Here is a 24,220-nt window from a genome sequence, read left to right as displayed (position 1 = left end):
TGAGGGATCCAAATGTTGCAAGAGTTAATTATTCAAGATTTTGCGATTATTAAGCGGATAGATGTTCATTTTCATCAAGGATTGACGGCATTAACTGGTGAAACAGGAGCCGGCAAGTCCATTATTATTGATGCATTAGGATTATTAATTGGGCAACGTGGTTTGAGCGAATATGTGCGTCACGGTGCTGATAAGGCGTTAGTTCAAGGTATGTTTACAATTGAACCGGATAACCAGGCAGTTATCGCCAATTTTTGTCAAAACCTTGGTTTGGATTTTAGTGAGCATAGTTTAATTGTGAAACGCGAGTTGCACCAAAACGGGCGCAATGTTTGTCGTATTAATGATCAGTTAGTGCCAGTAACTACCTTAAAACAATTGGGGCAATATTTAGTAGATATTAGTGGTCAAAATCAAAGTCAGCAACTATTGAATCCCCATAGTCATGTACATTTGTTAGATCAATTCGGTGGTTCTGCAACACTAACGAGTTTAAAACAATACCAACATACTTATCAAAAGTATCAACAATTACAACAGCAGTATCAAGATTTACAGCAAAATCAACAACAACGTGCCCAACAAATAGATATGCTCCAGTTCCAAATTAAAGAAATTACCGCTGCACAGCTACAGCCTGGTGAAGAAGAAGAGTTATTAGCTCAAGAGCAGCAATTGGCTAATTTTGAGAAAATTAATACGGCTTTGAATAATACTTATCAGTTATTAGCCGGCGGTGAACGTAATTTGCTTGATCAGTTGAATCAAGCCGTGCAAGAGATGCAAACTATTAGCGACTTAAGTACCAATTTTTCCGAAATAGAGCAAGAATTGTCCGGTGCTTACTATGATTTACAAGATAGTCAAGAACAGTTAGCTCGACAGCTAGATGAACAGGATTTTGATCCACAAAAATTACAAGCGACCGAAGAACGCTTGCAATTAATTCATAACTTAGAACAAAAATATGGAACTAATATTTCGGATATTTTGCAATTTGGTGAACACGCACAACAACAGTTAACGCAGTTACAAGCCCAGCTGGTTGATCCACAAAAGTTGCAAACACAGCTGCAATCATTGCGGCAGACTCTTCAGCAACAAGCGGCGACTTTAAATCAAAATCGCCAACAAGCAGCTCATCAGTTAACTAAACAAGTGATGAAACAATTACAGGCCATGTATATGGAAAATACGCTGTTTAAAGTTCAATTTACACCACAGGATTTTACGCTCCAAGGTAATCAATTAGTTGAATTTTATTTGCAAACTAATCCTGGAGAAGGTCTAAAACCATTGGCTAAAATTGCTTCCGGTGGGGAATTGGCGCGAATTATGTTAGCACTTAAAACAATTTTAGCGCGCTATCAACATGTAGAAACATTGGTCTTTGATGAAATAGATACTGGAGTTAGTGGGCGTGTGGCGCAAGCGATTGGTGATCAAATGCGCCAGTTATCACAAACGTTGCAAGTCTTGTGTATTACGCATTTACCGCAGGTGGCTGCCAATAGTGTTCACCAATATTTGGTACAAAAACAAGTGCAAGCTGATCAAACAACTACGACGGTTGAGTCATTAACGTACAATCAACGCATTGAAATCATTGCACAAATGTTAGAGGGAACCAAAGTCACGGCAATTACGCGTCAACATGCGGCCGAGTTATTGACCTTAGCACAAAAAAATTTAACGAGAACTAGCACCCCCTTGAAAAAGAGCTGAAAATGGTGCATTATGTTAAGTAAAATAATTCGTGATTATTAAAGTAAAAGGATGTTTATATGGCTTCAGGAAAAGGTATGTTAATTGTGCTGTCCGGTCCGTCAGGAGTAGGTAAAGGGACTGTGCGTAAGGCAATTTTACAAGATTCGGCAATTCAATTTAAGTATTCAGTTTCGATGACTACTCGCGAAAAGCGTGCCGGTGAACAGGAAGGCGTTGATTACTTTTTTCGAACCAATGAGGAGTTTGAAGCAGAAATCGCTAACGGCGGTATGCTAGAGTACGCGAAATACGTTGATCATTATTACGGAACACCATTAAGTTATGTTCAACAAACTTTAGATGCTGGAATTGATGTTTTTTTAGAAATTGAAGTCAATGGTGCCATGCAGGTTCGCCAAAAGATGCCGGATGGGGTATTTATTTTTTTGACGCCGCCCGACTTAGCTAGTTTACGGAGTCGGATTATCAATCGTGGTTCTGAAGATCAGACAACGATTGATAAGAGAATGGAAAAAGCTAGACAGGAAATTAAAATGATGTCAAACTATGATTATGCAGTAGTTAATGACGAAGTTCCCAAAGCTGTCCAGCGGATTGAACAGATTGTTCGTAGTGAGCACTTACGAGTGCCTCGAGTGATTGGTAGTTATAAAAAAATGATTGGAGCTAACTAAAATGATTTCTTATCCCTCAATTGATAAATTATTAGAGCAGGTTAATTCGCGTTATTCTTTGGCTGTTTTGTCGGCCAAGCGGGCGCATGAAATTGATGATGGTGATGTGGAGATGTTAAGTAGTTATGAGTCTCCACGTTCAGTTGGTAAAGCTTTGGAAGAAATTGCGGATAATAAAATTAAAGTTGATCCGCAATCAATTCTTAGTGAACGTAGTGCAGAGCGGATTGATTATCTGGAAGAAGCTGAACATGAACGTTTAGAAGATTTTAAAAAGGGAATGTAATGCTACTCCATTCAGATGAACTCTGATGGAGTTTTTTAATAGTTGATGGGAGTGAAGTGTGCTTGTATGCTCAAGTAATTGTCGATGTACCCACTAAGCAAACTGACCATACATTTGACTATTTAATACCACCTGCTTGGCAAGGGTTAGTTTTGCCCGGAATGCGTGTAAGTGTTCCGTTTGGACGTTCAGGACGATTAGTGCAGGGCTTTGTTCTGGCAGTTCAAGCAGAAAGTGCGTTTACGGGTAAAGTTAAGCAGATTGTGGCAGTTTTTGATTTAAAACCAGTTTTAAATACAGAATTATTACAATTGTCCGAATGGTTGGCGCAAAATACGTTTGCTTTTCGGATTTCTTGTTTACAGACAATGTTACCTAACGTTATGCGCTCTAAAACACAAAAATTGGCCGTTTCGTTAGACCCAGTTGTGACTAACTCAGATTTGTTTAACCAAAAACCAGTATTAGCTTTAAATACACAGTTAACACCAGCCAACCAAAAACAATTAATTCTTTGGCAACAGCAAGGCTTAATTCAAATACAATATCGTTTAAAGAATCAAGCACATCATTTAACTCAATTAGTTTTAAAACGGCGCCCGCTTGATTATGCAGCTTTGCTGAAACAATTAACACCGAGAGCAACCCAACAGCGCAAATTATTACAACTATTTGTTGATAGTGAGCAGCAATTTTTTAGTTATCGTCAGCTGCAACATGATTACCAAATAAGTAATGCAACGATTAATTCGGCTTTAAAAAAAGGTTGGTTTGATAAAGATCAAGTGCTTTTACGGCGGCGGCCGCAAACTTTAGCAGTTCAAAGAACTACTCCGAAACAATTAACCCCTGAACAAAAACAAGCTGTAGAACAGATTATTCAAGGTCCAGCCAAACCTACCTTGCTGGAGGGAGTTACTGGTAGCGGTAAAACTGAAGTTTATCTGCAATTGATTCAATATTATTTACAACAAGGTAAAACCGCATTAATGTTAGTCCCAGAAATTGCACTGACTCCACAAATGGTGCAACGAGTACAAGAGCGTTTTGGGCAGCAAACCGCAGTTTTGCATAGTGGTTTGTCACAAGGCGAACGGTATGATGAATGGCAAAGAATTCAAGATGGAACTGCTCAAGTAGTTGTCGGAGCTCGTTCAGCAGTGTTTGCACCTCTAACAAACATTGGCATTATTATTATTGATGAAGAGCATGAAGCTAGTTATAAGCAGTCAGATAATCCCCGCTATCATGCACGGGATGTGGCGCTCTGGCGTGGGGAGTATCATCATTGTCCCGTGGTTTTGGGCAGTGCAACTCCCAGTTTAGAGTCGCGAGCTCGGGGGCAAAAAAAAGTTTATAATTTGGTACGCTTAACTAAGCGAGTTCATGATCAACCGTTACCACCTGTGCAAATTGTTGATTTAAGAGACTCACAGCAATTGTCCAAGTATTTAGACTTATCAAAACCGTTACTGCAAGCAGTGCAAACTAATTTATTACAGCATCAACAAACCATTTTACTGTTAAATCGGCGCGGGTTTGCCGCTTATTTACTTTGTCGTCAATGTGGTTTCGTACCTAATTGTCCTAATTGTGATATTTCATTGACAGTTCATTTAAAAGAGCACCGGTTATTGTGCCATTATTGTGGTTATCAGGAACCAATTTATCAAAGTTGTCCGCAATGTGGTAGCAAAAAATTAAAATTTGATGGAACTGGAACCCAAAAGGTGGAACAAGAATTAGCAGAATTGTGGCCGCAGGCTCGAATTATTCGCATGGATAATGATACAACTAATAAAAAGGGTGCTCATCAGCGTTTGTTAAGTGAATTTGAACAACATGGTGATATTTTACTCGGGACACAAATGATTGCTAAAGGTTTGGATTTTCCTAATGTAACTTTGGTAGGAGTGATTAATGCGGATACGGGTCTAGCGACGAGTGATTTTCGTGCTAGTGAACGGACTTTTCAATTATTAACGCAAGTTAGTGGTCGCGCCGGTCGTGCTCACAAAGCAGGCCGAGTACTGATTCAGAGTTATAATCCGGATCATTATGCCATTCAATTAGCTGCGCAACAAAATTATGAGCAGTTTTACCAGCGGGAAATGGTTTTTCGACATCAGGCTGGTTATCCACCATATTTTTATTTAATCAAGATTAGTATTTCACATAAATCTCAAGCAGCCGCTTTAAAGATGGCTTATAATATAGCTAAGCAGTTAAAACCGCTACTTCTGCAGCGTGAACAGTTATTAGGACCTACACAGCCAGCAATTGGCCGGATTGATAACCATTACTATTATCAGATTGTTATTAAATATCGTAAAAATGCCGCTTTATTTAAAAAATTAAATCAAATTATGAATAGTGTTCAAATTGATCATCGCCAAGGCTTTTTAGTAGCTATTGATCATGAACCTCAGCAATTGGAGTAGAATATGACAAAAATTATTTTTATGGGAACCCCCGACTTTGCAGTGACGATTTTGGCCGGTTTGCTAAAAGAAAATTATGAAATTAGTGCTGTTGTGACGCAACCAGACCGCCAGGTGGGTCGCAAGAAAAAATTGGAATTTTCGCCAGTGAAACAATATGCTTTGCAGCATGATTTACCGATCGTGCAACCTCAAAAACTTAGTCACAGTGCAGAATTGGATCAATTGATTGCTCTGCAACCAGACTTGATTATTACCGCTGCTTTTGGCCAATTTTTACCTACTAAGTTATTACAGGCAGCGAAAATTGCTGCGATTAATGTTCACGGATCACTCTTACCACATAATCGTGGTGGTGCGCCAATTCAGCGGGCGATTATGAATGGTGATCAGATAACAGGAATTACGATTATGTATATGGTTGCGAAGATGGACGCAGGTGATATTATTAGCCAAGAACAGTTGCCCATTACGAACCAAGATACAGCGGGTTCGTTATTCGCTAAATTAGCCGTCATTGGTCGAGATTTATTATTAAAAACACTTCCACAAGTTATTAATCACACGAATTCGCGTGTGCCACAAGATGAATCTCAAGTGACAATTACGCCTAATTTAAAGCCAGCTGAAGAACAAATTGATTTGCAACATTCAGCATTAGAGATTGATCGCCAAGTGCGGGGATTAAATCCTGATCCAGTAGCTTATCTCTTGGTCCACGGGCAGCGTGTTAAAGTTTACCAAACAGCTTTGAGTGATCAAACTACTACTGCGGTGCCAGGAACCATTGTTGTCCGCAATAAGCATCAACTGGGTTTGGCGGCAGGCAATAATTCCATTATTTATTTGGAACAAGTGCAACCCGCAGGTAAGAAATTGATGACTATTAGTTCATATTTAAATGGTCAAGGAAAGGATCTTCAAGTAGGTGACGCAATCAATTAAGCACAGTGTTCGCGCGATAGCGATACAAATTCTAACTAAAGTCTTTGATAATGCGGGTTATTCCAACCAACTAATTAATCAAGCACTAAAGCAACAACAGTTCAATGATGCTGATCAACGCTTATTGAGTCAGCTAGTGTATGGCGTTTTGCAGCATAAACTAACGTTAGATTATGAATTAGCACCATATTTACGGGGAAAAAAATTAGTTCCGTGGGTCAAAAACGACTTGCGGGTGGCGGTTTATCAATTAAAATATTTAGATCGAATTCCTAATCACGCTATTTTATTTGAGGCAACGCAACTGGCTAAGGTTCAAGGCAACTTAGGTTTATCCAAATTGGTCACAGCAGTATTACGGAATTTGTTACGCAATGGCTGGCGTTCTCTAGCAGATTTAGCGCCATTAGCACAATTAGCTATTCAATATAGTGTGCCCCAATGGATTATTGAACAGTTGCAACATCAAGTTGGGTTGGATAAAACCCGGACATTGCTAGCCAGTTTGAACCAACCACCGAAGCTATCGTTGCGGGTTAATTCAGCTAAAATTTCGCGAGCAAAATTGCAACAGCAATTACAAACTGAAGGTTTGTCAGTCAAACCGAGTCCCGTCAGTGAAGATGCTTTAGTGGCAGAACATGGCTTTGGTGCTGGCACAAAATGGTTTCAACAAGGTTTTTGTACGATTCAAGATGAAAGCTCAATGTTAGTTGCACCGGCTTTAAAAGTTGCACCGGATAATCGAATTCTTGATGCCTGCGCCGCTCCCGGTGGTAAAACCACACATTTGGCGAGCTTCTTAGGGCAAAAAGGGCAGATTGTGGCCTTAGACATTCATCAAAAAAAATTACGGTTAATTCAAAATAATGCGCAACGCTTAGGGGTGCAACAGTTAATTCAAACCCGAGCCTTGGATGCGCGCAAAGCTGGCCAAGAATTTGCGGCAGCTAGTTTTGACCGGATTTTAGTTGATGCACCGTGTTCAGGATTTGGATTGATGCGCCGCAAACCAGAAATTCGCTATGGTCGCCAATTAAGTGATGTTTTACATTTAGCACAAATTCAGCGCGATATTTTAACGGCAGTAGCGCCATTATTGAAAGTTAATGGTTATTTAGTTTATAGTACATGTACGATTTTTGATCAGGAAAATCAACAAGTAATTGAGCAGTTTTTAGCGGATCAACCGCAGTTTGAATTAGTACCAGTTACCACACAAAAGAAGTTAGCTTTAAGCAATCAAATGTTAAAAATTTATCCAGACGATTATCAAACTGACGGCTTTTTTATTGCTTGTTTAAAAAGGGTGAAGTAAAGTATGCAAATTGCATTTACAACGGATATTGGTCAACAACGCAAAACTAATCAAGATGATGTGCAGGTTTATCAAAATCAACAAGGTGTCGTTTTAGCCTTGGTGGCTGATGGTATGGGCGGTCATCGGGGTGGTGACGTGGCTTCTAATATGGTTATTCGACATTTTAAGACGGCATTTGAAAAAAACCAAATGCGGGATATTCGCCAGCTGGCGCAATGGACGGAAAGTTTTTTGATTCAGGAAAATCAGCGCGTGGTCACAACGGCTAGCGAACACGTCGAATTAAATGGTATGGGCACGACGATTGTGGGGGCATTTGTTTTACCTCAACAATTGGCGGTTTTTAATGTTGGCGATAGTCGTTGTTATTTATTAATGCAAAAACAGCTGCGACAAGTCAGTTTTGATCATTCATTGGTTAATGAATTGCTGGTAGCTGGCGAAATAACCCCAGAACAGGCCCGCAATTCACCTAATAAAAATATTATTACCCAAAGTTTGGGTGTCTCCACCGATGTCAAACCAACTTTTGGTTTTTTTGATTTGCCAACTGACGCGCAGATTTTGTTATGCAGTGATGGCTTAACCAATATGTTGTCTGATCAGCAAATTCAACAAATTTTGGAACAAAATCTATCACCTCAAGCCAAGTGTGACTTATTGATTCAGCGTGCTAATCAAGCAGGAGGTTTAGATAACATTACCGCTTTAGTAATTGATATGGCTGCTGGTCATGCTGAGGTGAACTCCAATGATTAATAAGGGGGACTTAATTGCTGACCGCTATCTAATTTTGGACACCTTAGGTGAAGGCGGGATGTCCAATGTTTATCTGGCAGAAGATACTTTTTTACATCGCCGCGTAGCATTAAAAAGTTTACGTTTGGACTTGACGGATAATCAACAATTTCGACAACGATTTCAACGTGAATCACGAGCCATGAGTGAATTATCTAGTCCTTATATTGTCAACATTTTAGATATTGGTGATGAAAGTTTCCCCTATATTGTGATGGAGTATGTCAAGGGCCCAAGTCTAAAAAAATATCTGCGGCAAAACTTTCCCATTAGTCAGCCACAAATTTTAAGTTTTATGGCGGAGATTTTGCAAGGCGTTGCCGTTGCGCATCAACATGGGATTATTCATCGCGATTTAAAACCACAAAATGTTTTCATTACTTCGCAAGGTCATGCGAAAGTGGGCGACTTTGGTATTGCTTTATCTTTAGGCGAGCAGTCGATTACACAATCGGATGCCACTATCGGTTCGGTTCATTACATGGCTCCCGAACGAGTGCGCGGGGCTCAGGCAACGGTTCAGTCCGATATCTATTCGTTAGGGATTATTTTGTTTGAAATGTTAACAGGACGCTTGCCGTTTGACGCTGAAACCTCGATGGCCGTAGCGGCTAAACATTTTAATGAACCGATGCCGAATTTATGTCAAATTGATGCCGCTATTCCCCAGCCGTTGGCTAATGTAGTTTTAAAAGCGACTGCCAAGGTTCCCAGCCAGCGGTATGCAACCGTTAGTGACATGGCCCAAGACTTAGAGACAAGCTTAAATGCTGATCGAAAAAATGAACAGCCCTTTATTCCTGAACCGATCAATACTGAAGAGACGAAGGTTTTATCGAATGTTCATGAACAAACTACCGCTCCTAGTGTTAATCCGCAATCTGATTTAACGTCTGGCCAGAAAAAGCCAGTAGTTAAAAAAAAGCATCACCGGCGGTGGTTAATAGTGCTACTGGTAATACTAATTATTATCATCGGTTTTGTTTTTTGGTATAATCGCAAAGAAGTGACGGTGCCGGATGTTCGTGATTTGAGCCTTAATCAAGCACGGGCAGTGCTGAATAACTCTAGCTTAAAAGTTGGGACGATCACTAAGAAAACGAGTAACACGATCCGCACTCAAAATGTTATTAGCTCCATTCCTCCGCAGGGTAGCCATCTCAAAACCGGAACGAAAGTTAAACTAATTCAAAGTACCGGTCCCGTCAAAAAAAGCTTACCAAATGTGCAAGGCTGGAATTATTATGCGGCTAAAAAAAGATTACACCAAGCAGGATTTAAAGTTCAGCGGAAAAATCGCTATTCTAAGACAGTGCCTGCGGGTAAGGTCATTAAGCAAACGCCCAGAGCTACTAAACGCAAAACCGCGCAAAATCGGGTCGTTCACTTAACAATTTCTTTAGGAATTAAAAATACTGGGGTTACTGTGAAAGATTTGACAGGTTATAATTTGCGGGGAGCGCAAGATTACGCTAATGAGTCCGGGTTACACTTAGTGGTGAAGACAGTTGCTTCAGAGAGCGTGGACAAGGGCTTAGTTATTTCGCAAAGTCCCGTCGCGGGTACGCGAGTGATGCGGGGGAGTGATTTAATTATCAGCGTGTCTAGTGGTGGTAATAATGTCGTCAATAATCCGCCACAAGCTCGATCGACTGCCAATGATGATGCGACACCAACGGATAATGTTCAAAATGTTTCCCGGACCGTGACGGTGCCGTTTAATGCACAAACTAATAATGGTACTAATGTGGTAAAAATTCATGTTCAAGATCTCAATCATAATATTAATGATGTTTATCAAACATTGAATATTACTGCTGATACTCCCGTAACAATCAATTTACAACTGAATAAAGGACAAAGTGGACAATATAGTATTGAACGTGACGGTCAAACGATTGATTCACAGACAGTAACAGGCAATTAATATGCAAACAGGAAAAATTATTAAATCTAATAGCGGCTTTTATGAAGTACAATTACCAACCGGTCAAGTAGTCACCACTCGTGCTCGCGGCAATTTTCGCCAACAAAAGATCAAACCGATTGTGGGTGATGTTGTTGATTTTGAAGAACAGTATTTACTAAAAATTCATCCGCGAAAAAATGAAATCGTGCGGCCACTCATTGCCAATATTGATCAAGCTTTGATTGTCATGTCGGTTGTTCAGCCAGATTTTTCGACTAATTTATTAGATCGCTTCTTAGTTAACTTGCAGTTACAAAAAATTAAACCTTTAATTTATCTCAGTAAGACCGATTTGGCGACTAAAAAGCAATTAATTGCTTTACAACCGATTATTGATTATTATCAAAGTTGGCATTATCCAATCTTTACGCACGACACTTTGCCGCAGTTAAATACCGCGTTAACCGATTGTGAAACGGTCTTAACGGGCCAAACGGGTGTGGGAAAATCTACGTTATTGAATCAAATGCTGCCGCAATTAAAATTAAAAACGGCCGCAATTTCTAATAGTTTGAATCGGGGGAAACATACAACCCGCTTAGTAACTTTATATCCATTTGCGGGAGGATTAGTTGCCGATACACCCGGTTTTTCTGCACTACAATTTCAAGACTTGACTAAAGAACAACTTCCCCAATTGTTTGTTGATTTTCAACATTTTCAAGGTAATTGCAAGTATCGCAGTTGTCTTCATCTAAAAGAGCCTGGTTGCGCTGTACAACAAGCCGTGGCGACAGGTGAAATTTTGCACAGTCGGTATCAAAATTATTGTCAATTTCAAGCAGAGTTAGCACAACGCCGACCAGTTTATCAAAAAACTCCTAAAAAAAAGAGGTAGTCCAATGACTAATTATGTAATTGCACCTTCGATTTTAAGTGCCAATTTGTTAGCTTTACAAACGGATTTAAACCAGGCGATTGCGGCTGGAGCAGATATGTTTCATATTGATTTAATGGATGGTGCCTTTGTTCCACATTTGACGTTTGGTCCCGATATGGTGCAAGCTATTCGGACCATGACTGATTTACCATTAGATGTGCATTTGATGGTGCAGCACCCTGGTAATTATTTTGACCAGTTACTCCAAATTCCTAATTGTTTGTTAAATATTCACGTGGAGAGTACGGTTCATATTTATAGTTTAGTGCAGCAGGTCAAAGCAGCAGGTTTAAAGGCGGGCATTGTGTTAAATCCTGGCACTGCTGTGGCAAGTGTGACGCCATTACTTTCTTTAGTAGATAATGTCTTGGTGATGACTGTTAATCCAGGATTTGGTGGCCAAAAATTTTTAACTGCCATGACTAATAAGTTACAGCAATTACAGACATTACGGCACCAAAATGCGGATTATACTTATACCCTTGAAGTGGATGGTGGAATTAATGATCACACTATTCAATTGTGTCAGCAAGCAGGAGCCGATACGTTCGTAGCCGGCTCATACGTGTTTGATCACAATATTGAGCAACAAATGCAAAATCTACGACAGGCATTAGTTAAATGAATAAAGTTAATGTAATGTTAGGCAGTTCCTATAATTTACCACTGAATTTGTCAGAGATTACTGGTCCTTGGGTGGGCGCCGATCATGGAAATATTACGTTATTAGCCAATAATATTGTTCCTCAAATTGGCGTGGGTGATTATGACTCTTTAACGAGATTGGAAAAAAATTGGCTAGAAGCGCAAGTTGCTGATTTAAGATATGCCAAACCCGAAAAAGATTTTACGGATTCTCAAGCAGCGGTGAAAATCGCTTTGCGAGATTTACATGCGCGTCAAGTAGATATTTATGGTGCGACCGGTGGGCGCATCGATCATGAGCTGGTTAATCTTTGTTTACCGTTAGATTTTCAACCACGAGATTCCCAAAAGTTACGGCTGATTGATAACCAAAATGTTATCACTTATTTTGCTCCCGGAACTTATCAGATTCAAAATTGGACACAAGATAAGTATCTAGGTTTCTATAATTTAGTACCCGTCAAACATTTTTGGATTAAAGATGCCAAGTATCCCTTAAAACCAACTGATTTAACGCGCCCCGTTTCGTTATCCAGTAATGAATTTGTGGGTGCGGTAGTGGAATTTGGCTTTACCAGTGGTTTGATGGCTGTGATCCAGTGCCACGATTAATTAATAGTTGCTGATTGGTGCTCACGTGCTGGATTAGAATTGTCCGAATAAAACTAAAATAAAAAAACTGCCCAAGTTGGACAGCTTTTTTATTTTAATTATTAGACACGAGTCACTTTACCAGACTTCAAAGCGCGAGTTGAAACCCAAACACGTTTGGGTTTACCATCAACTAAAATCCGGACTTTTTGCAAATTAGCTTTCCATGCACGTCGTGATGAATTCAAAGCATGAGAACGTTTGTTGCCAAAACTGGTCTTGCGTCCAGTAATAATATCTTTAGCCATGGGACAAACCTCCTTGTCCTATATACTTTCTATAACAGAATACTTTAAACATGTTATCATTTACCTATTGAGAAAGCAAGTTCTAATTCAAGGAAAAATACTTGACAGTTTTGTAGATAGCTGTTTTTTATAGCTTTGCTATGATAAAATTTAATTGTTAAAAGAGATTATAAAGCGGGGTGTTAGACTTTGGCAGTAACTATTCAAACAAAATATGGACAAGTAGATGTCTCTAATGAAGTCATTGCTTCGATTGTCGGCTGTGCTGCGACTGATATTTACGGTATCGTCGGGATGGCTAGTAAAAATCAGTTACGTGATGGCGTCAATGAGATTTTAAATCGCGAAAATTACACACGTGGGGTAGTTGTGCGCCAACAGGAAAGTCAAACCGTAGTTGATGTATATATAATTGTTGGTTACGGCGTGAAAATTTCTGAAGTTTGTCGTAATGTCCAGAGCAAAGTTAAATACAATTTAGAAACAATGTTAGGTGCACCGACAGCGCAAGTTAATGTTTACGTGCAAGGAATTAAGATTTTAGAAGAGGATTAATTGGAGGAAAAATTCATTGTCTGTTGAAAGAATTACGGCACAAGAATTTGTCGATATGATTCGCATGGGAGCACACCGTTTAGGTCAGAATGCTCAATTTGTGAATTCTTTAAATGTTTTTCCGGTACCTGATGGCGATACCGGAACCAATATGGACTTAACATTTAAATCGGGCTATAAAGCAGTTAATGAAGCCGATACGAAGCACGTTGGTGAATTAGGTCAAGTCTTAGCCAAAGGATTGTTGATGGGCGCACGGGGCAATTCGGGAGTGATTACATCCCAAATTTTCCGTGGTTTTAGTAAAAGCATTGAGGCGAAGCCAGTTTTAACGCCCCAAGATTTAGCCCAAGCGTTCGCTGATGGTGTGCAGACGGCTTATAAAGCCGTGATGAAACCAGTCGAAGGCACGATTTTGACAGTTGCTAGAGGAGCTAGTGAACAGGCCCAACAGGTGAGTGCAACAGCAAGCGATGTAGAAACAGTGATGGCTGCAGCCTTACAAGGAGCTAAACAAGCGCTGGCTAAAACGCCAGATTTATTGCCAGTATTAAAAGAAGTTGGCGTAGTCGATTCGGGAGGCCAAGGCTTGGTCTTTATCTATGAAGGCTTTTTACAAGCTTTAGGTGGCGAAGTTAATGATAGTAATATTCACCAACCTGATGCTACTGAAATGGATGAAATGTTAAATGCAGCCCATCATCAATCAGTGCAAACGCAGTTTAATAATGAAGATATTGTGAACGGTTTTTGTACCGAAATGATGGTTCAATTAGGGGTTCAACCAACTACTGACCAACAGTTTGATTACGAACAATTTCGCAATACATTAAGTGAAATTGGCGATTCACTATTGGTGGTTGCCGATGATGAAGTGGTGAAAGTTCATGTGCACACACAGCATCCCCAAAAAGTCTTTACCTATGGTCGGCAATTTGGCGCGTTAGCTAAAGTTAAAATCGACAATATGCGGATTCAACACGAAACCATTATTGAAAATGACACTGCACAAACTCCGGTAGCGACCGAGCCAGTCGATTATGCAGTTATTGCTGTGGCTTCCGGTAATGGTCTGCAAAAACTGTTTTGCAGTTTAGGCGTGACTACTGTTATTAGCGGTGGTCAAACGATGAATCCTTCAACGCAAGATATTATTCAGGCTATTGAGAATAGTAATGCCAAACAAGTTATTGTTTTACCAAATAATGGTAATATCGTCATGGCTGCCCAACAAGCTTGCCAAGAAGTTAATTTACCAACGGCAATTGTGGCCAGTAAATCAATTGCTCAAGGAATGACGGCCATGTTAGCTTTTGATCCAACTGCAGATTTAACAGACAACGAAGCTAACATGACTGAAGTGTTAACCACAGTTAAGAGTGGTCAGATTACAACAGCTGTGCGCGATAGTGTCATTGGTGACTTAACAATTAAAAAATCAGATTTGATCGGACTGGTTGATGGCGATATTGTCGTTAGTGGCACTGATTCACTTACAGTAGCTCGCCAGATGGTGGCTAAAATGGTGGATGAAGATAGTGAAGTAGTGACTATTTTAGTGGGTGCACAAGGAAATAATGACAGTGCCCAACAAATTGCGGAAGCTATTACGAATGATTTTAGTGAATTAGAAGTTGAAATTCATGAGGGCGATCAACCCGTGTATCCGTATTTGATTGCTGTTGAATAAAGAGATCATTGAGGCTGTGAATAATTGGTGCACTAAGGAGCCAGTATGCAAGAATTATTACAATCGGTTAGTTATTTAAAGGGTGTTGGTCCTAAAGTTCAAGCTGCATTAGGAACTTTAGGAATTACTACGGTACGTGACCTACTTTATTTTTTTCCTAAACGCTATAACGATCTTATTGTTAAGACGCTTGCTGAAATTAGTGATCAGGAAAAAGTAGTTTTAAAAGGAGTTGTGGGTAGTCCCGCTTTACTTAAACGTTTAGGTGGTAAAAGAAATTTAGTCATTGTTCGTTTATTGGTTGACAATGAAACGATCCCAGTGACTTTTTTTAATCAACCGTGGTTAAAGCGCCAGTTTACAGTTGGTCAAGAAGTTTTGATTTATGGGCGTTTTGATGCGGCTAAACGATCTTTGACGGGGATGAAAGTTCTCAGTGATGATCAAGCAACTAATCAACTGGCGGCCATTTATCCCACTAATCGGCAAATCTCGCAAAAAAGTTTAATTAAACTGATTCACCAAGCCGTCGACCAATATTTGCCCCAAGTTCCCAATCTTGTTCCGCTTGCCCTGCGGCAAACCTATCACTTATTAACTGATCAACAAATTATTGTGGGGATGCATTTTCCGAAGTCCAAACAACAAGCCCATTTGGCTCGCAGAAGTGCTAAATTTCGTGAATTATTTTTGTACAGTTTACGCTTGTGTGATTTAAAAGTAACTACGCAAAAGCAGACAGCAGGTTTGGCACAACATTATGACGAACAATATGTGCAGCAATTTGTGAGTGATTTTTCGTTCCAATTAACAGCAGCACAAACAAAAGTTTTAACGGAAATTTTAACCGATTTAAAAGCGCCCCAACCGATGAATCGCCTATTACAAGGTGATGTAGGCAGTGGTAAAACTGCCGTTGCGGCCACGGCGATGTTTGCCTCAGTAACGGCGGGTTACCAGACGGTTTTAATGGCCCCCACCGAAATTTTGGCACAGCAGCATTATCAAAAACTGGCGCCGTTATTTGAGCAATTTCAAATGACAACGAGCCTGTTAACCAGCTCGCTAAAGGCGCCACAAAAAAAGTTGATCTTAAATAATATTCAACAAGGTCATACGAACATTATTATTGGAACGCAAGCAGTTTTTCAAACGGCGGTCCAGTATCAACGTTTGGGATTAGTAGTGATTGATGAGCAACATCGTTTTGGTGTTCGCCAGCGGAAGGCCTTACGCCAAAAGGGAGGCAATCCCGATGTCTTGTTAATGACAGCCACGCCGATTCCGCGGACCTTAGCAATTACTTATTATGGTGAAATGGATTTATCAATTATTGATGAATTACCCGCGGGGCGCCAAGCAGTCAAAACTTACTGGTTGCGCTCCAATAAGTTAGAGCAAGTCCGTCATTTTATGACGGTGCAGCTTCAGCAACAAGCTCAAATTTTTATCGTCACCGCACTGGTCGAGGACTCTGACAAGATGACTTTAACTAGTGCCAAAACTCTCTATCAAGAATTGCAACAACAGTTTCCCCAAGCACGAATTGGGCTGGTGCACGGACAATTAACAGCGGCCGATAAAGCGCAGACAATGGAACAGTTTAAACAACACCAATTGGATATTTTAATCGCTACGACGGTCATTGAAGTTGGCGTGGATGTGCCAGATGCAACGGTTATGATTATTCTAAATGCTGAACGCTTTGGTTTATCGCAGTTACATCAATTACGGGGGCGGGTTGGTCGTGGCCAACAAGCAGCCTACTGTATTTTAGTGGGAGACCCTGCGAACCAAACGGCAATTCAACGTTTAAAAATTATGACACAAACCAATGATGGTTTTAAGTTAGCACAAAAAGATTTAGAATTACGTGGTAGCGGGGACTTCTTTGGTGATCAACAATCAGGTTTGCCACAGTTTGAATTGGCAGATCCAGTGAGTGATGTTAAAATGCTTGATATTGCTTACCAAGAAGCACGAAAATTGATGCAAACGGATCCTAATTTGACTCAATTTCCCCAATTAAAGCAATATTTACAAACAGTAATACATGATAATTTAGATTAGTGAGGTTATTTGAATGAAAATTGCAGTTGATGTCATGGGTGGCGATCACGCACCAGAAGTGGTCGTACAAGGAGTAGAGCGAGCCCGGAATGAATTTACAGATTTAGAATTTAGTCTATTTGGCGATCAAACGGCAATTAAACAATATTTACAAGATTCTAAGAGAATTGAAATTGTGCATACTACGACCCAAATTTTAGGCACGGATGAGCCCATGAAAGCTATTCGGCAAAAAAAGGATTCATCAATGGTTCTAGCTGCGCAAGCGGTGAAAGCCGGTCAAGCCGATGCAATGATTTCGTTAGGAAATTCCGGGGCATTGTTAGCTGCGGGAATTTTTATTGTGGGACGTTTGAAAAATATTTCTCGCCCGGCCTTAATGCCCACGATGCCCATGATTGGTCAAAACAATGCTTTTGTCTTTTTGGATGCGGGGGCCAATGCTGAGGTTAAAGTTCCTTATTTGACACAATGGGCGGTAATGGGCTCGTTTTATGCCAGTGAAGTTTTAAATACTGCTCAGCCACGAGTTGGTTTATTGAATAATGGTAGTGAATATGATAAGGGTGATAAGTTACACCAGCAAGCTTATCAAGCATTAAAAGAGTTACCAGGAATTAATTTTGTTGGTAATGTGGAAGCTGATAATTTATTAGTTGGTGCTGCCGATGTGGTAGTGACTGATGGTTTTACTGGTAACGCGGTCTTAAAAGCGATTGAAGGGACCGCTTCATTAGTCATTAAAGAATTAAAAGCGGCATTACTCAATAATGGTTTGCGGGCGAAAACGGGAGCACTGTTAGCTAAACCAGCGCTCAAGTCGATTAAATCTTTATTTGACGTTTCCACATACGGTGGTGCAGTTTTGATGGGTGCTAAAGCCCCAATTGTTAAATCACACGGGTCTTCAGATGCACGTACGGTCTATTATGCCTTAGCGCAATTGAGAATGATGTATAATAAGGGAATGCTTGATAAAGTAATGGCTTACTTTAATCAAGAACAAAAAACTAATAATTAGGAGATCAGTTAATTATGAATAGAGAAGATATTTTTCAAAAAATTGCTCAAATGTTAAGCGAACGCTTTGGTGTTGCAGTCGATAAAATTACGGATGCAACTAATTTCCAAGAAGATTTAAAAGCTGATTCCATTGATATGGTGGAATTTGAGTTGGAACTAGAAGATGATTTTGGTGCCGAAATTCCTGATGAGGAAGCTGCTAAAATCCAAACTGTTGGGGCGGCAGTTGATTATATTGTTTCACAACAATAATAAATGGAGGTTATTTGACCTTTGACTAAAAATAAAACAATGGATGATCACCAATTAGTACAGCTATTAGCTGATCATTATCAAATTAAATTTCACAATATGGATTTATTGCATTCAGCTTTGACACATTCTTCGTTTGCAAATGAACACCGCGAGTTAGCGGTTAAAGATTATGAACGCTTAGAATTTTTAGGTGATGCGGTTTTAGAGTTAAATGTGTCAGAATATATTTTTAAAAAATTTCCACAATTACCTGAAGGACAACTAACCAAATTACGAGCAGATATTGTTTGTACAGCCAGTTTTTCGCGCTTTTGTCGCGAAGTAGGCTTGCCACAGTTTATTCGCTTGGGTAATGGTGAGGAAAAAGCTGGTTCACGTAACCGTGATACGTTACTAGAAGACGTCTTTGAAGCTTTTGTGGGAGCTTTGTATTTAGACCAAGGCAATGACAAAGTGGTCACTTTTTTGCAAGCAGTGGTTTATCGGCATATTGATGCGGGCGAATTTAGTGATGATAATGACTTTAAAACAGAGTTACAAGAAGAATTGCAACAAAACGGTGATGTGCAAATTGATTATCAAGTTTTGAAGACGGAAGGCTCTGATGATCAGACGGTCTTTACAGTTCAGTTGGTAGTTAATCAACAACCCTTAACAATGGGCGTGGGTCACAGTAAAAAAGATGCAGAACAACAGGCAGCTCACCGGCAATTACAGAAATTGCATCAAAAATAGGAGGAGTTTTGTTTGGTCTTAAAGGCACTACAAATGATGGGTTTTAAGTCTTTTGCAGACAAAACAACGCTTCATTTTGATGAAGGTATTACGGGAATTATCGGTCCCAATGGTAGTGGTAAGAGCAATCTCACCGAAGCTATTCGTTGGGTAATGGGTGAACAATCACCCAAAAGTTTACGTGGCGATAATATGCAAGATGTTATTTTTGCGGGCAGCGCCACACGAGCGCCGTTAAATCGGGCAGAAGTGGTGCTCAAGTTTGATAATCGTGATCGGCAATTGCAATTTGACCATGATGAAGTACAAGTTACTCGGCGACTATTTCGCAATGGTGAGAGTGATTTTTTGATCAATAACCGTAAAGTTCGACTCAAAGAAATTACGAATTTATTCTTAAGTTCCGGCTTGGGTAAACACTCTATGGCTATCATGTCGCAAGGTAATGTCGAAGCTATTTTTAATAATAAGCCACAAGATCGTCGGTTTATTATTGAAGAAGCAGCTGGTGTCGCTAGTTTTAAACTAAAGAAAAAGCAGGCGCAGCAACAATTAGAGCAGACTGATGACAATTTACAGCGAGTTAATGACATTGTTACTGAGTTAGCAAGACAGGTGGAACCACTCAAAGAACAAGCCAGTCTGGCTCGTGATTATCAAGAGCAGCAAGCCAAGTTTAGTCACCTGGAACAACAGGTCTTAGCAATTGAGATTGCCGATTTGAATCAAAAGCAAACCACATTATTACAAAAAAGACGATCTATCAAACAACGCTTGGCTGATATTAGTCAACGCTTGACGACCACTAATCAACAAGTTAGTGAAAATAATCAAGCTCAAGAACAATTAGCTTTGAAATTGGACCAAAAACAGGTGCAATTGACGCAATTAAGTCAAAAACTGACGGAAACTAAAGGCCAAGCTACCCTCCACGCTGAGCGCTGGAATAATAGTGATGCTCAGTATCAAACACTGCAGCAGCAACAAGAAGATTTACAGCAACAACAACAGCTTACGCAAACCCAAATCGCCAATTTAACCACTGCTGAGCAAAACCTGCAAACTAAATTGGCTGCTTTGCAAGCTACTTTGCAACAAAAACAGTCTGATTTAAAAACGGATCCCCAACAAATTCAACAAACTGTGACCGACTTACAACAGCAACGTGTTACGAACTTGCAACAGCAAGCAGCATTGACTAATCAGTTGCAGTTTCAAACAGAACAATTGCAGAAAAGTCAACAACAGCTCCAAGATGTCATTAAAACGTTAACTGAACAACAAGCTGCTGGTCAAACTCAACAACAACACTTAACGCAATTAAATGCGCAAGTTCAACAACAGCACCAACAGTTAAAAACACAACAGCAAAGTGTTCAGCAAGTGACGTTACAGTACCAGCAAACGCAGCAGCAATTACAAGCAGCTCAAAATCAGTATTATCAACAATTACGAACGGTGCAACAAGTTCAAGCTGAGTTAAAATCGCTACAAAAAATTCAACAACAACACCAAGGTTTTTATCAAGGTGTACGGGCAATTTTGGCGGCCCAATTAAGTGGTATCATTGGAGTTGTAGCAGAGTTAATCAATGTTCCAGAAACTTATCAAGTGGCCATTCAAAGTGCTGCTAGTTCAGCCTTGCAGTCGATTGTTACGACTAATCAAGCTAGTGCGAAGGCTGCGATTGACTATTTACGGCAACATCGGCAAGGACGGGCTACTTTTTTACCGCAGACGGTGATGAAAAGTCGGAAGATTTGGCCTGAACAGTTGTCAGCTTTACAAGCGTTAACTAATTGGCAGCTAGCGAGTGATGTGGTACAGATTAATCCTGATTTACAAAATATCGTGGATTACCTTTTTGGTAATTTAATTATTGTAGATCAGCTTAATACAGCAACGAAAGTTAGTAACCTATTGCAACATCGTTACCGGGTAGTGACGTTAAAAGGTGATTTGATTAATCCGGGCGGATCAATGACTGGCGGGCAAGTCCGCGCCAATTTAGCTATTTTGGGACAAAAAGAGCAAATCAAACATCTCGCACAATCTGTTCAAAGTTCACAAAAACAATTAGATAAAAGACAACAGCAAGTGCAAACTTTGCGGCAAGAAGTACAATTGATCGGTGATCAAAAAAAGACACAAGAACAACAGTTACAGCAGTTGTTGCCTAAACAACAACGGTTAGAAAGTGATTACCGATTACACCAGCAGCAATTCCAACAACACCAAGGCCAATTAGTTGACTTTAAGCAACAACAACAAGCTTTAGCACAGCAAATTCAGCAGTTTCAACAACAAGCAGCTGCTAGTCGTCAACAATTACAGGACTTAGCGCAAAAGTTGCAACAAATTGAGCAAAACAATCAACACCAGCAAGCTTTAATTCAAAATTTGGACCAACAAAAGAGTTCTTTAGCGCAAACATTGCAAACGACGAAAACACAAATCATTGTCACAAAAAATGATTTTCAGAATCAGCAAAAAGAGTTACAGCAAAAACAGCAGTTGCAAGCAGACTTACAAACAAAACTTCAGCAATTGCAACAAGAACAGCAGCAACTACAAGTTACACAGGATGATTTTGCTCAGACCAAGCAAGATTTACATCAGCAAGTTACGCAGTTAACGCAAAAAGTGCAGCAATTACAACAACAAATTACGCAATGCCAGCAGCAACGCGAACAGCTTCAACAAACTTCTCAAGAGTTAAATCCCTTGAATCAGCGCCTAGTTGGCTTGCAACAGCAGGCAATGGATGAGCAAAGTCAGTTGTCGGTGCAACAAGCTGAAATAAAACAACAATTACAGCAGCGTTTGAAACATTTGGAGCAAGATTACCACCTCAGTTTTGAGGCAGCCATGGCGCAAGTGCCAGCTAATTTTGATTTAACTCAAGCACAAGATCAAATGCGACTCCTACAACAAGGATTAACGGATTTAGGGACAGTTAATTTAGCAGCCATTGCCGAATACGATCAGGTTAAAGACCGGTACGAATTTTTAACACAGCAACGTGCAGACTTAAGGGCCGCACGTCAGCAGTTAACAACCACAATGGGTGAGATGGATCACGAAGTCAGTCAACGCTTTGCAGCCATGTTTCAGCAAGTTGCGGCGGCTTTTGAACAAATTTTTCCGCGGATGTTTGGTGGTGGACATGCCAAACTAGTGTTAACTGAGCCAGGTGATTATTTAACTAGTGGTATTGAAATTATTGCACAACCGCCGGGGAAAAAGTTGCAACGAATGAGTCTGCTGTCTGGTGGTGAACGAGCATTAACTGCCATCACTTTGTTATTCGCTATTTTGCAGGTTAAGCCCGTGCCGTTTTGTGTTTTGGACGAAGTGGAAGCATCCTTGGATGATGCTAACGTGTTGCGCTTTGCTAATTTTTTACAGCAATATGATCAAGCAACACAGTTTATCGTGATTACACACCGTAAAGGAACAATGCTCAAGGTAGATCGCTTATACGGAGTAACGATGCAAGAATCCGGAGTTTCTACGATATTAACCGTTAAATTAGAACAGAATGGAGTTGAAAACATTCATGGGATTGTTTGATTTATTTAAGAGAAATAAAAAAGCTGTAGATGATGAAAAAGCCGAAAAAGCCGAAAAAGCCGAAAAAGCCGAAAAAGCCGAAAAAGCCGAAAAAGCCGAAAAAGCCGAAGCTGAACAACCATTAGATGATGCCAAAGAAGTGGCGCCAACTGCCGAGAATCTAAAACCAGCTGCTGCAGAGCAATCAGCTGTAACTGATGTTAGTGATGCACCAAAAGTAACAAGTCAAACTGTAGAAAATCCAACAACGGAAAATGCTGAACCAGAGGACAATGAAGCTCAGATTGAAAACGATACTGCAGAGTCTGATAGCGAGCAGCCCGAAGTTGCTGCTACTTCTGCTGTTTCTGAAACTAATGATTCCATTACTTCAGAGACAACCGCAGCGTCTTCTAATTCAGAGTTAGCACCAGCAGCTGACGATGAGCCAGATTCTCAGGAAGAAGAATATAATCAAGGCCTGCAAAAAACTCGGCATACTTTTCGGGATAAATTTAATGCATTTATGGCTAATTTTCGGTCAGTTGATGAAGACTTTTTTGATGACTTAGAAGATTTGTTGATTCAATCCGACGTTGGTTATGAAATGTCGTTAAAGATTTCTGATGCCTTACGCGAAGAAGTTAAATTACAGAATGCTAAATCGAAAGCGGAAGTTTCGCGCGTTATTATTCAAAAAATGGTTGAATTATATCGGGCAGATAATCATAAATATGATTATCAACTGAATTTGGACTTTCAGCGCCCATTAAATGTTATCTTATTTGTGGGAGTTAATGGTGCTGGTAAAACGACGACAATCGGTAAGTTAGCTGCACGGTTGAAACAGCAAGGACACAAGGTATTATTAGCTGCCGGTGATACTTTTCGCGCTGGGGCGATTGAACAATTACAAGCCTGGGGCCAAGCGACAGGGGTTACTACCGTTGCTAAAAAAGCGGGCAGTGATCCTGCCGCGGTAGTTTATGAAGCTTTGCAAAAAGCACAAACGGAAAACTATGATGTGCTACTGGTAGATACCGCCGGCCGGTTACAGAATAATGCTAATTTGATGAAAGAACTAGAAAAAATCAAACGGATTATTACGCGTGAATTGCCAGATGCACCACATGAAGTTTTATTAGTCGTTGATGCAACCACAGGGCAAAATGCGCTGAGCCAGGCCAAGCAGTTTCAAAAGGTGACGCAAGTAAGCGGGCTGGTCTTAACCAAATTAGATGGTTCATCGCAAGGTGGCATTGTTCTGGCAATTAATGATGAGTTACAGATACCGGTTAAATTAGTGGGCTTAGGTGAAAAAGTGAGTGATTTGCGGGACTTTGACCCAGAGCAATTCGCACAAGGTTTGTTTAGTCGCTTATTGGATGAAGCTGATGAATGATAATTTAGCGCAAAAAAATTATGTTAATGTCTTGTATAGTTTTTACCAACCATTGTTAACGGCTAAACAAGATCAGTATATGCAACTATATTATGGTGATGATTTTTCGTTAGGGGAAATTGCTCAGAATTATCATATCAGTCGACAGGCTGTTTATGATAATTTAAAACGAACAGTTAAAATTTTAGAAAAATATGAGCAGAAGTTACACTTGTGTCAAGAATTTCAAAAACGGGAAACCTTATTAGCACAATTAGAGCAAATTATTCAAACTGATTATCCACAGGATCAAGCTTTAAAAACAATTTTTCATAAATTGCAGCAGTTAGATGTTTGATAAAAAAACAAGGAA

The 24,220-nt window shown here is 40.0% G+C and carries 21 protein-coding genes; 20 read left to right on the top strand and 1 reads right to left on the bottom strand.

What is annotated here, in order from left to right:
• Nucleotides 1-12: 12 nt before the first annotated feature.
• Genes recN through AC3B5S_RS00965 form a run of 11 tightly spaced genes read left to right on the top strand, consistent with a single transcriptional unit; the run spans nt 13 to nt 12,299 of the window.
• Nucleotides 13-1,725, top strand: coding sequence for a DNA repair protein RecN (gene recN / locus AC3B5S_RS01015; RefSeq protein ID WP_489769026.1), 1,713 nt, complete (start codon nt 13-15; stop codon nt 1,723-1,725).
• Between the two features lie 59 nt (nt 1,726-1,784).
• On the top strand, nt 1,785-2,402 hold the full coding sequence (gene gmk / locus AC3B5S_RS01010) for a guanylate kinase (RefSeq protein WP_489757507.1): 618 nt from the start codon (nt 1,785-1,787) through the stop codon (nt 2,400-2,402).
• 1 nt (nt 2,403) lies between these two features.
• Nucleotides 2,404-2,688, top strand: coding sequence for a DNA-directed RNA polymerase subunit omega (rpoZ, locus tag AC3B5S_RS01005; RefSeq protein ID WP_489757508.1), 285 nt, complete (start codon nt 2,404-2,406; stop codon nt 2,686-2,688).
• Nucleotides 2,689-2,744: 56 nt separating this feature from the next.
• Nucleotides 2,745-5,129, top strand: a complete 2,385-nt coding sequence (gene priA / locus AC3B5S_RS01000) for a primosomal protein N' (RefSeq protein ID WP_489789976.1) — start codon at nt 2,745-2,747, stop codon at nt 5,127-5,129.
• A gap of 3 nt (nt 5,130-5,132) precedes the next feature.
• Nucleotides 5,133-6,074: a methionyl-tRNA formyltransferase gene (gene fmt, locus AC3B5S_RS00995; protein ID WP_489757510.1), complete on the top strand. Its 942-nt coding sequence runs from the start codon at nt 5,133-5,135 to the stop codon at nt 6,072-6,074.
• A complete protein-coding gene (gene rsmB / locus AC3B5S_RS00990) occupies nt 6,058-7,392 on the top strand; it encodes a 16S rRNA (cytosine(967)-C(5))-methyltransferase RsmB (RefSeq protein WP_489769024.1) in 1,335 nt (444 codons plus the stop codon). The genes fmt and rsmB overlap by 17 nt, the downstream gene beginning before the upstream one ends.
• Nucleotides 7,393-7,395: 3 nt before the next feature.
• Nucleotides 7,396-8,154 carry a Stp1/IreP family PP2C-type Ser/Thr phosphatase gene (locus AC3B5S_RS00985; protein ID WP_489769023.1) on the top strand — a complete coding sequence of 253 codons (759 nt, stop codon included), beginning with the start codon at nt 7,396-7,398 and terminating at the stop codon, nt 8,152-8,154.
• Entirely contained in the window at nt 8,147-10,120 is a 1,974-nt protein-coding gene (gene pknB, locus AC3B5S_RS00980; RefSeq protein WP_489769022.1) for a Stk1 family PASTA domain-containing Ser/Thr kinase, read from the top strand. The genes AC3B5S_RS00985 and pknB overlap by 8 nt, the downstream gene beginning before the upstream one ends.
• Before the next feature lies 1 nt (nt 10,121).
• A complete protein-coding gene (gene rsgA / locus AC3B5S_RS00975; protein WP_489769021.1) occupies nt 10,122-11,000 on the top strand; it encodes a ribosome small subunit-dependent GTPase A in 879 nt (292 codons plus the stop codon).
• Between the two features lie 4 nt (nt 11,001-11,004).
• The gene (gene rpe / locus AC3B5S_RS00970) at nt 11,005-11,667 is read left to right on the top strand and encodes a ribulose-phosphate 3-epimerase (RefSeq protein ID WP_489769020.1); all 663 of its coding nucleotides are present in this window, start codon (nt 11,005-11,007) and stop codon (nt 11,665-11,667) included.
• Nucleotides 11,664-12,299 carry a thiamine diphosphokinase gene (locus AC3B5S_RS00965; protein ID WP_489769019.1) on the top strand — a complete coding sequence of 212 codons (636 nt, stop codon included), beginning with the start codon at nt 11,664-11,666 and terminating at the stop codon, nt 12,297-12,299. The genes rpe and AC3B5S_RS00965 overlap by 4 nt, the downstream gene beginning before the upstream one ends.
• Before the next feature lie 101 nt (nt 12,300-12,400).
• On the opposite strand, the gene rpmB is transcribed toward AC3B5S_RS00965, so the two are convergent.
• A complete protein-coding gene (rpmB, locus tag AC3B5S_RS00960; RefSeq protein WP_489757517.1) occupies nt 12,401-12,586 on the bottom strand; it encodes a 50S ribosomal protein L28 in 186 nt (61 codons plus the stop codon).
• 189 nt (nt 12,587-12,775) lie between these two features.
• Here rpmB and AC3B5S_RS00955 point away from each other — a divergent pair, with 189 nt between their 5' ends.
• Genes AC3B5S_RS00955 through AC3B5S_RS00915 form a run of 9 tightly spaced genes read left to right on the top strand, consistent with a single transcriptional unit; the run spans nt 12,776 to nt 24,205 of the window.
• Entirely contained in the window at nt 12,776-13,141 is a 366-nt protein-coding gene (locus AC3B5S_RS00955; RefSeq protein WP_489769018.1) for an Asp23/Gls24 family envelope stress response protein, read from the top strand.
• A 16-nt stretch (nt 13,142-13,157) separates the two neighbouring features.
• A complete protein-coding gene (locus AC3B5S_RS00950) occupies nt 13,158-14,831 on the top strand; it encodes a DAK2 domain-containing protein (RefSeq protein WP_489769017.1) in 1,674 nt (557 codons plus the stop codon).
• A gap of 45 nt (nt 14,832-14,876) precedes the next feature.
• Entirely contained in the window at nt 14,877-16,901 is a 2,025-nt protein-coding gene (gene recG, locus AC3B5S_RS00945; protein ID WP_489757520.1) for an ATP-dependent DNA helicase RecG, read from the top strand.
• A gap of 13 nt (nt 16,902-16,914) precedes the next feature.
• Entirely contained in the window at nt 16,915-17,922 is a 1,008-nt protein-coding gene (gene plsX, locus AC3B5S_RS00940) for a phosphate acyltransferase PlsX (protein ID WP_489757521.1), read from the top strand.
• Between the two features lie 14 nt (nt 17,923-17,936).
• Nucleotides 17,937-18,176 carry an acyl carrier protein gene (acpP, locus tag AC3B5S_RS00935; RefSeq protein ID WP_489757522.1) on the top strand — a complete coding sequence of 80 codons (240 nt, stop codon included), beginning with the start codon at nt 17,937-17,939 and terminating at the stop codon, nt 18,174-18,176.
• A gap of 39 nt (nt 18,177-18,215) precedes the next feature.
• Nucleotides 18,216-18,914, top strand: coding sequence for a ribonuclease III (gene rnc, locus AC3B5S_RS00930; RefSeq protein ID WP_489757713.1), 699 nt, complete (start codon nt 18,216-18,218; stop codon nt 18,912-18,914).
• Between the two features lie 12 nt (nt 18,915-18,926).
• Entirely contained in the window at nt 18,927-22,487 is a 3,561-nt protein-coding gene (gene smc / locus AC3B5S_RS00925) for a chromosome segregation protein SMC (protein ID WP_489769015.1), read from the top strand.
• Nucleotides 22,474-23,868, top strand: coding sequence for a signal recognition particle-docking protein FtsY (gene ftsY / locus AC3B5S_RS00920; protein ID WP_489789975.1), 1,395 nt, complete (start codon nt 22,474-22,476; stop codon nt 23,866-23,868). Before smc ends, ftsY begins: the two co-directional genes overlap by 14 nt.
• A complete protein-coding gene (locus tag AC3B5S_RS00915; RefSeq protein ID WP_489789974.1) occupies nt 23,861-24,205 on the top strand; it encodes a putative DNA-binding protein in 345 nt (114 codons plus the stop codon). Before ftsY ends, AC3B5S_RS00915 begins: the two co-directional genes overlap by 8 nt.
• The last annotated feature ends 15 nt before the right edge of the window (nt 24,206-24,220 follow it).

It is taken from the genome of Bombilactobacillus sp. ESL1094, from assembly GCF_058107425.1.
This window is presented reverse-complemented; position numbering and strand designations above follow the sequence as displayed.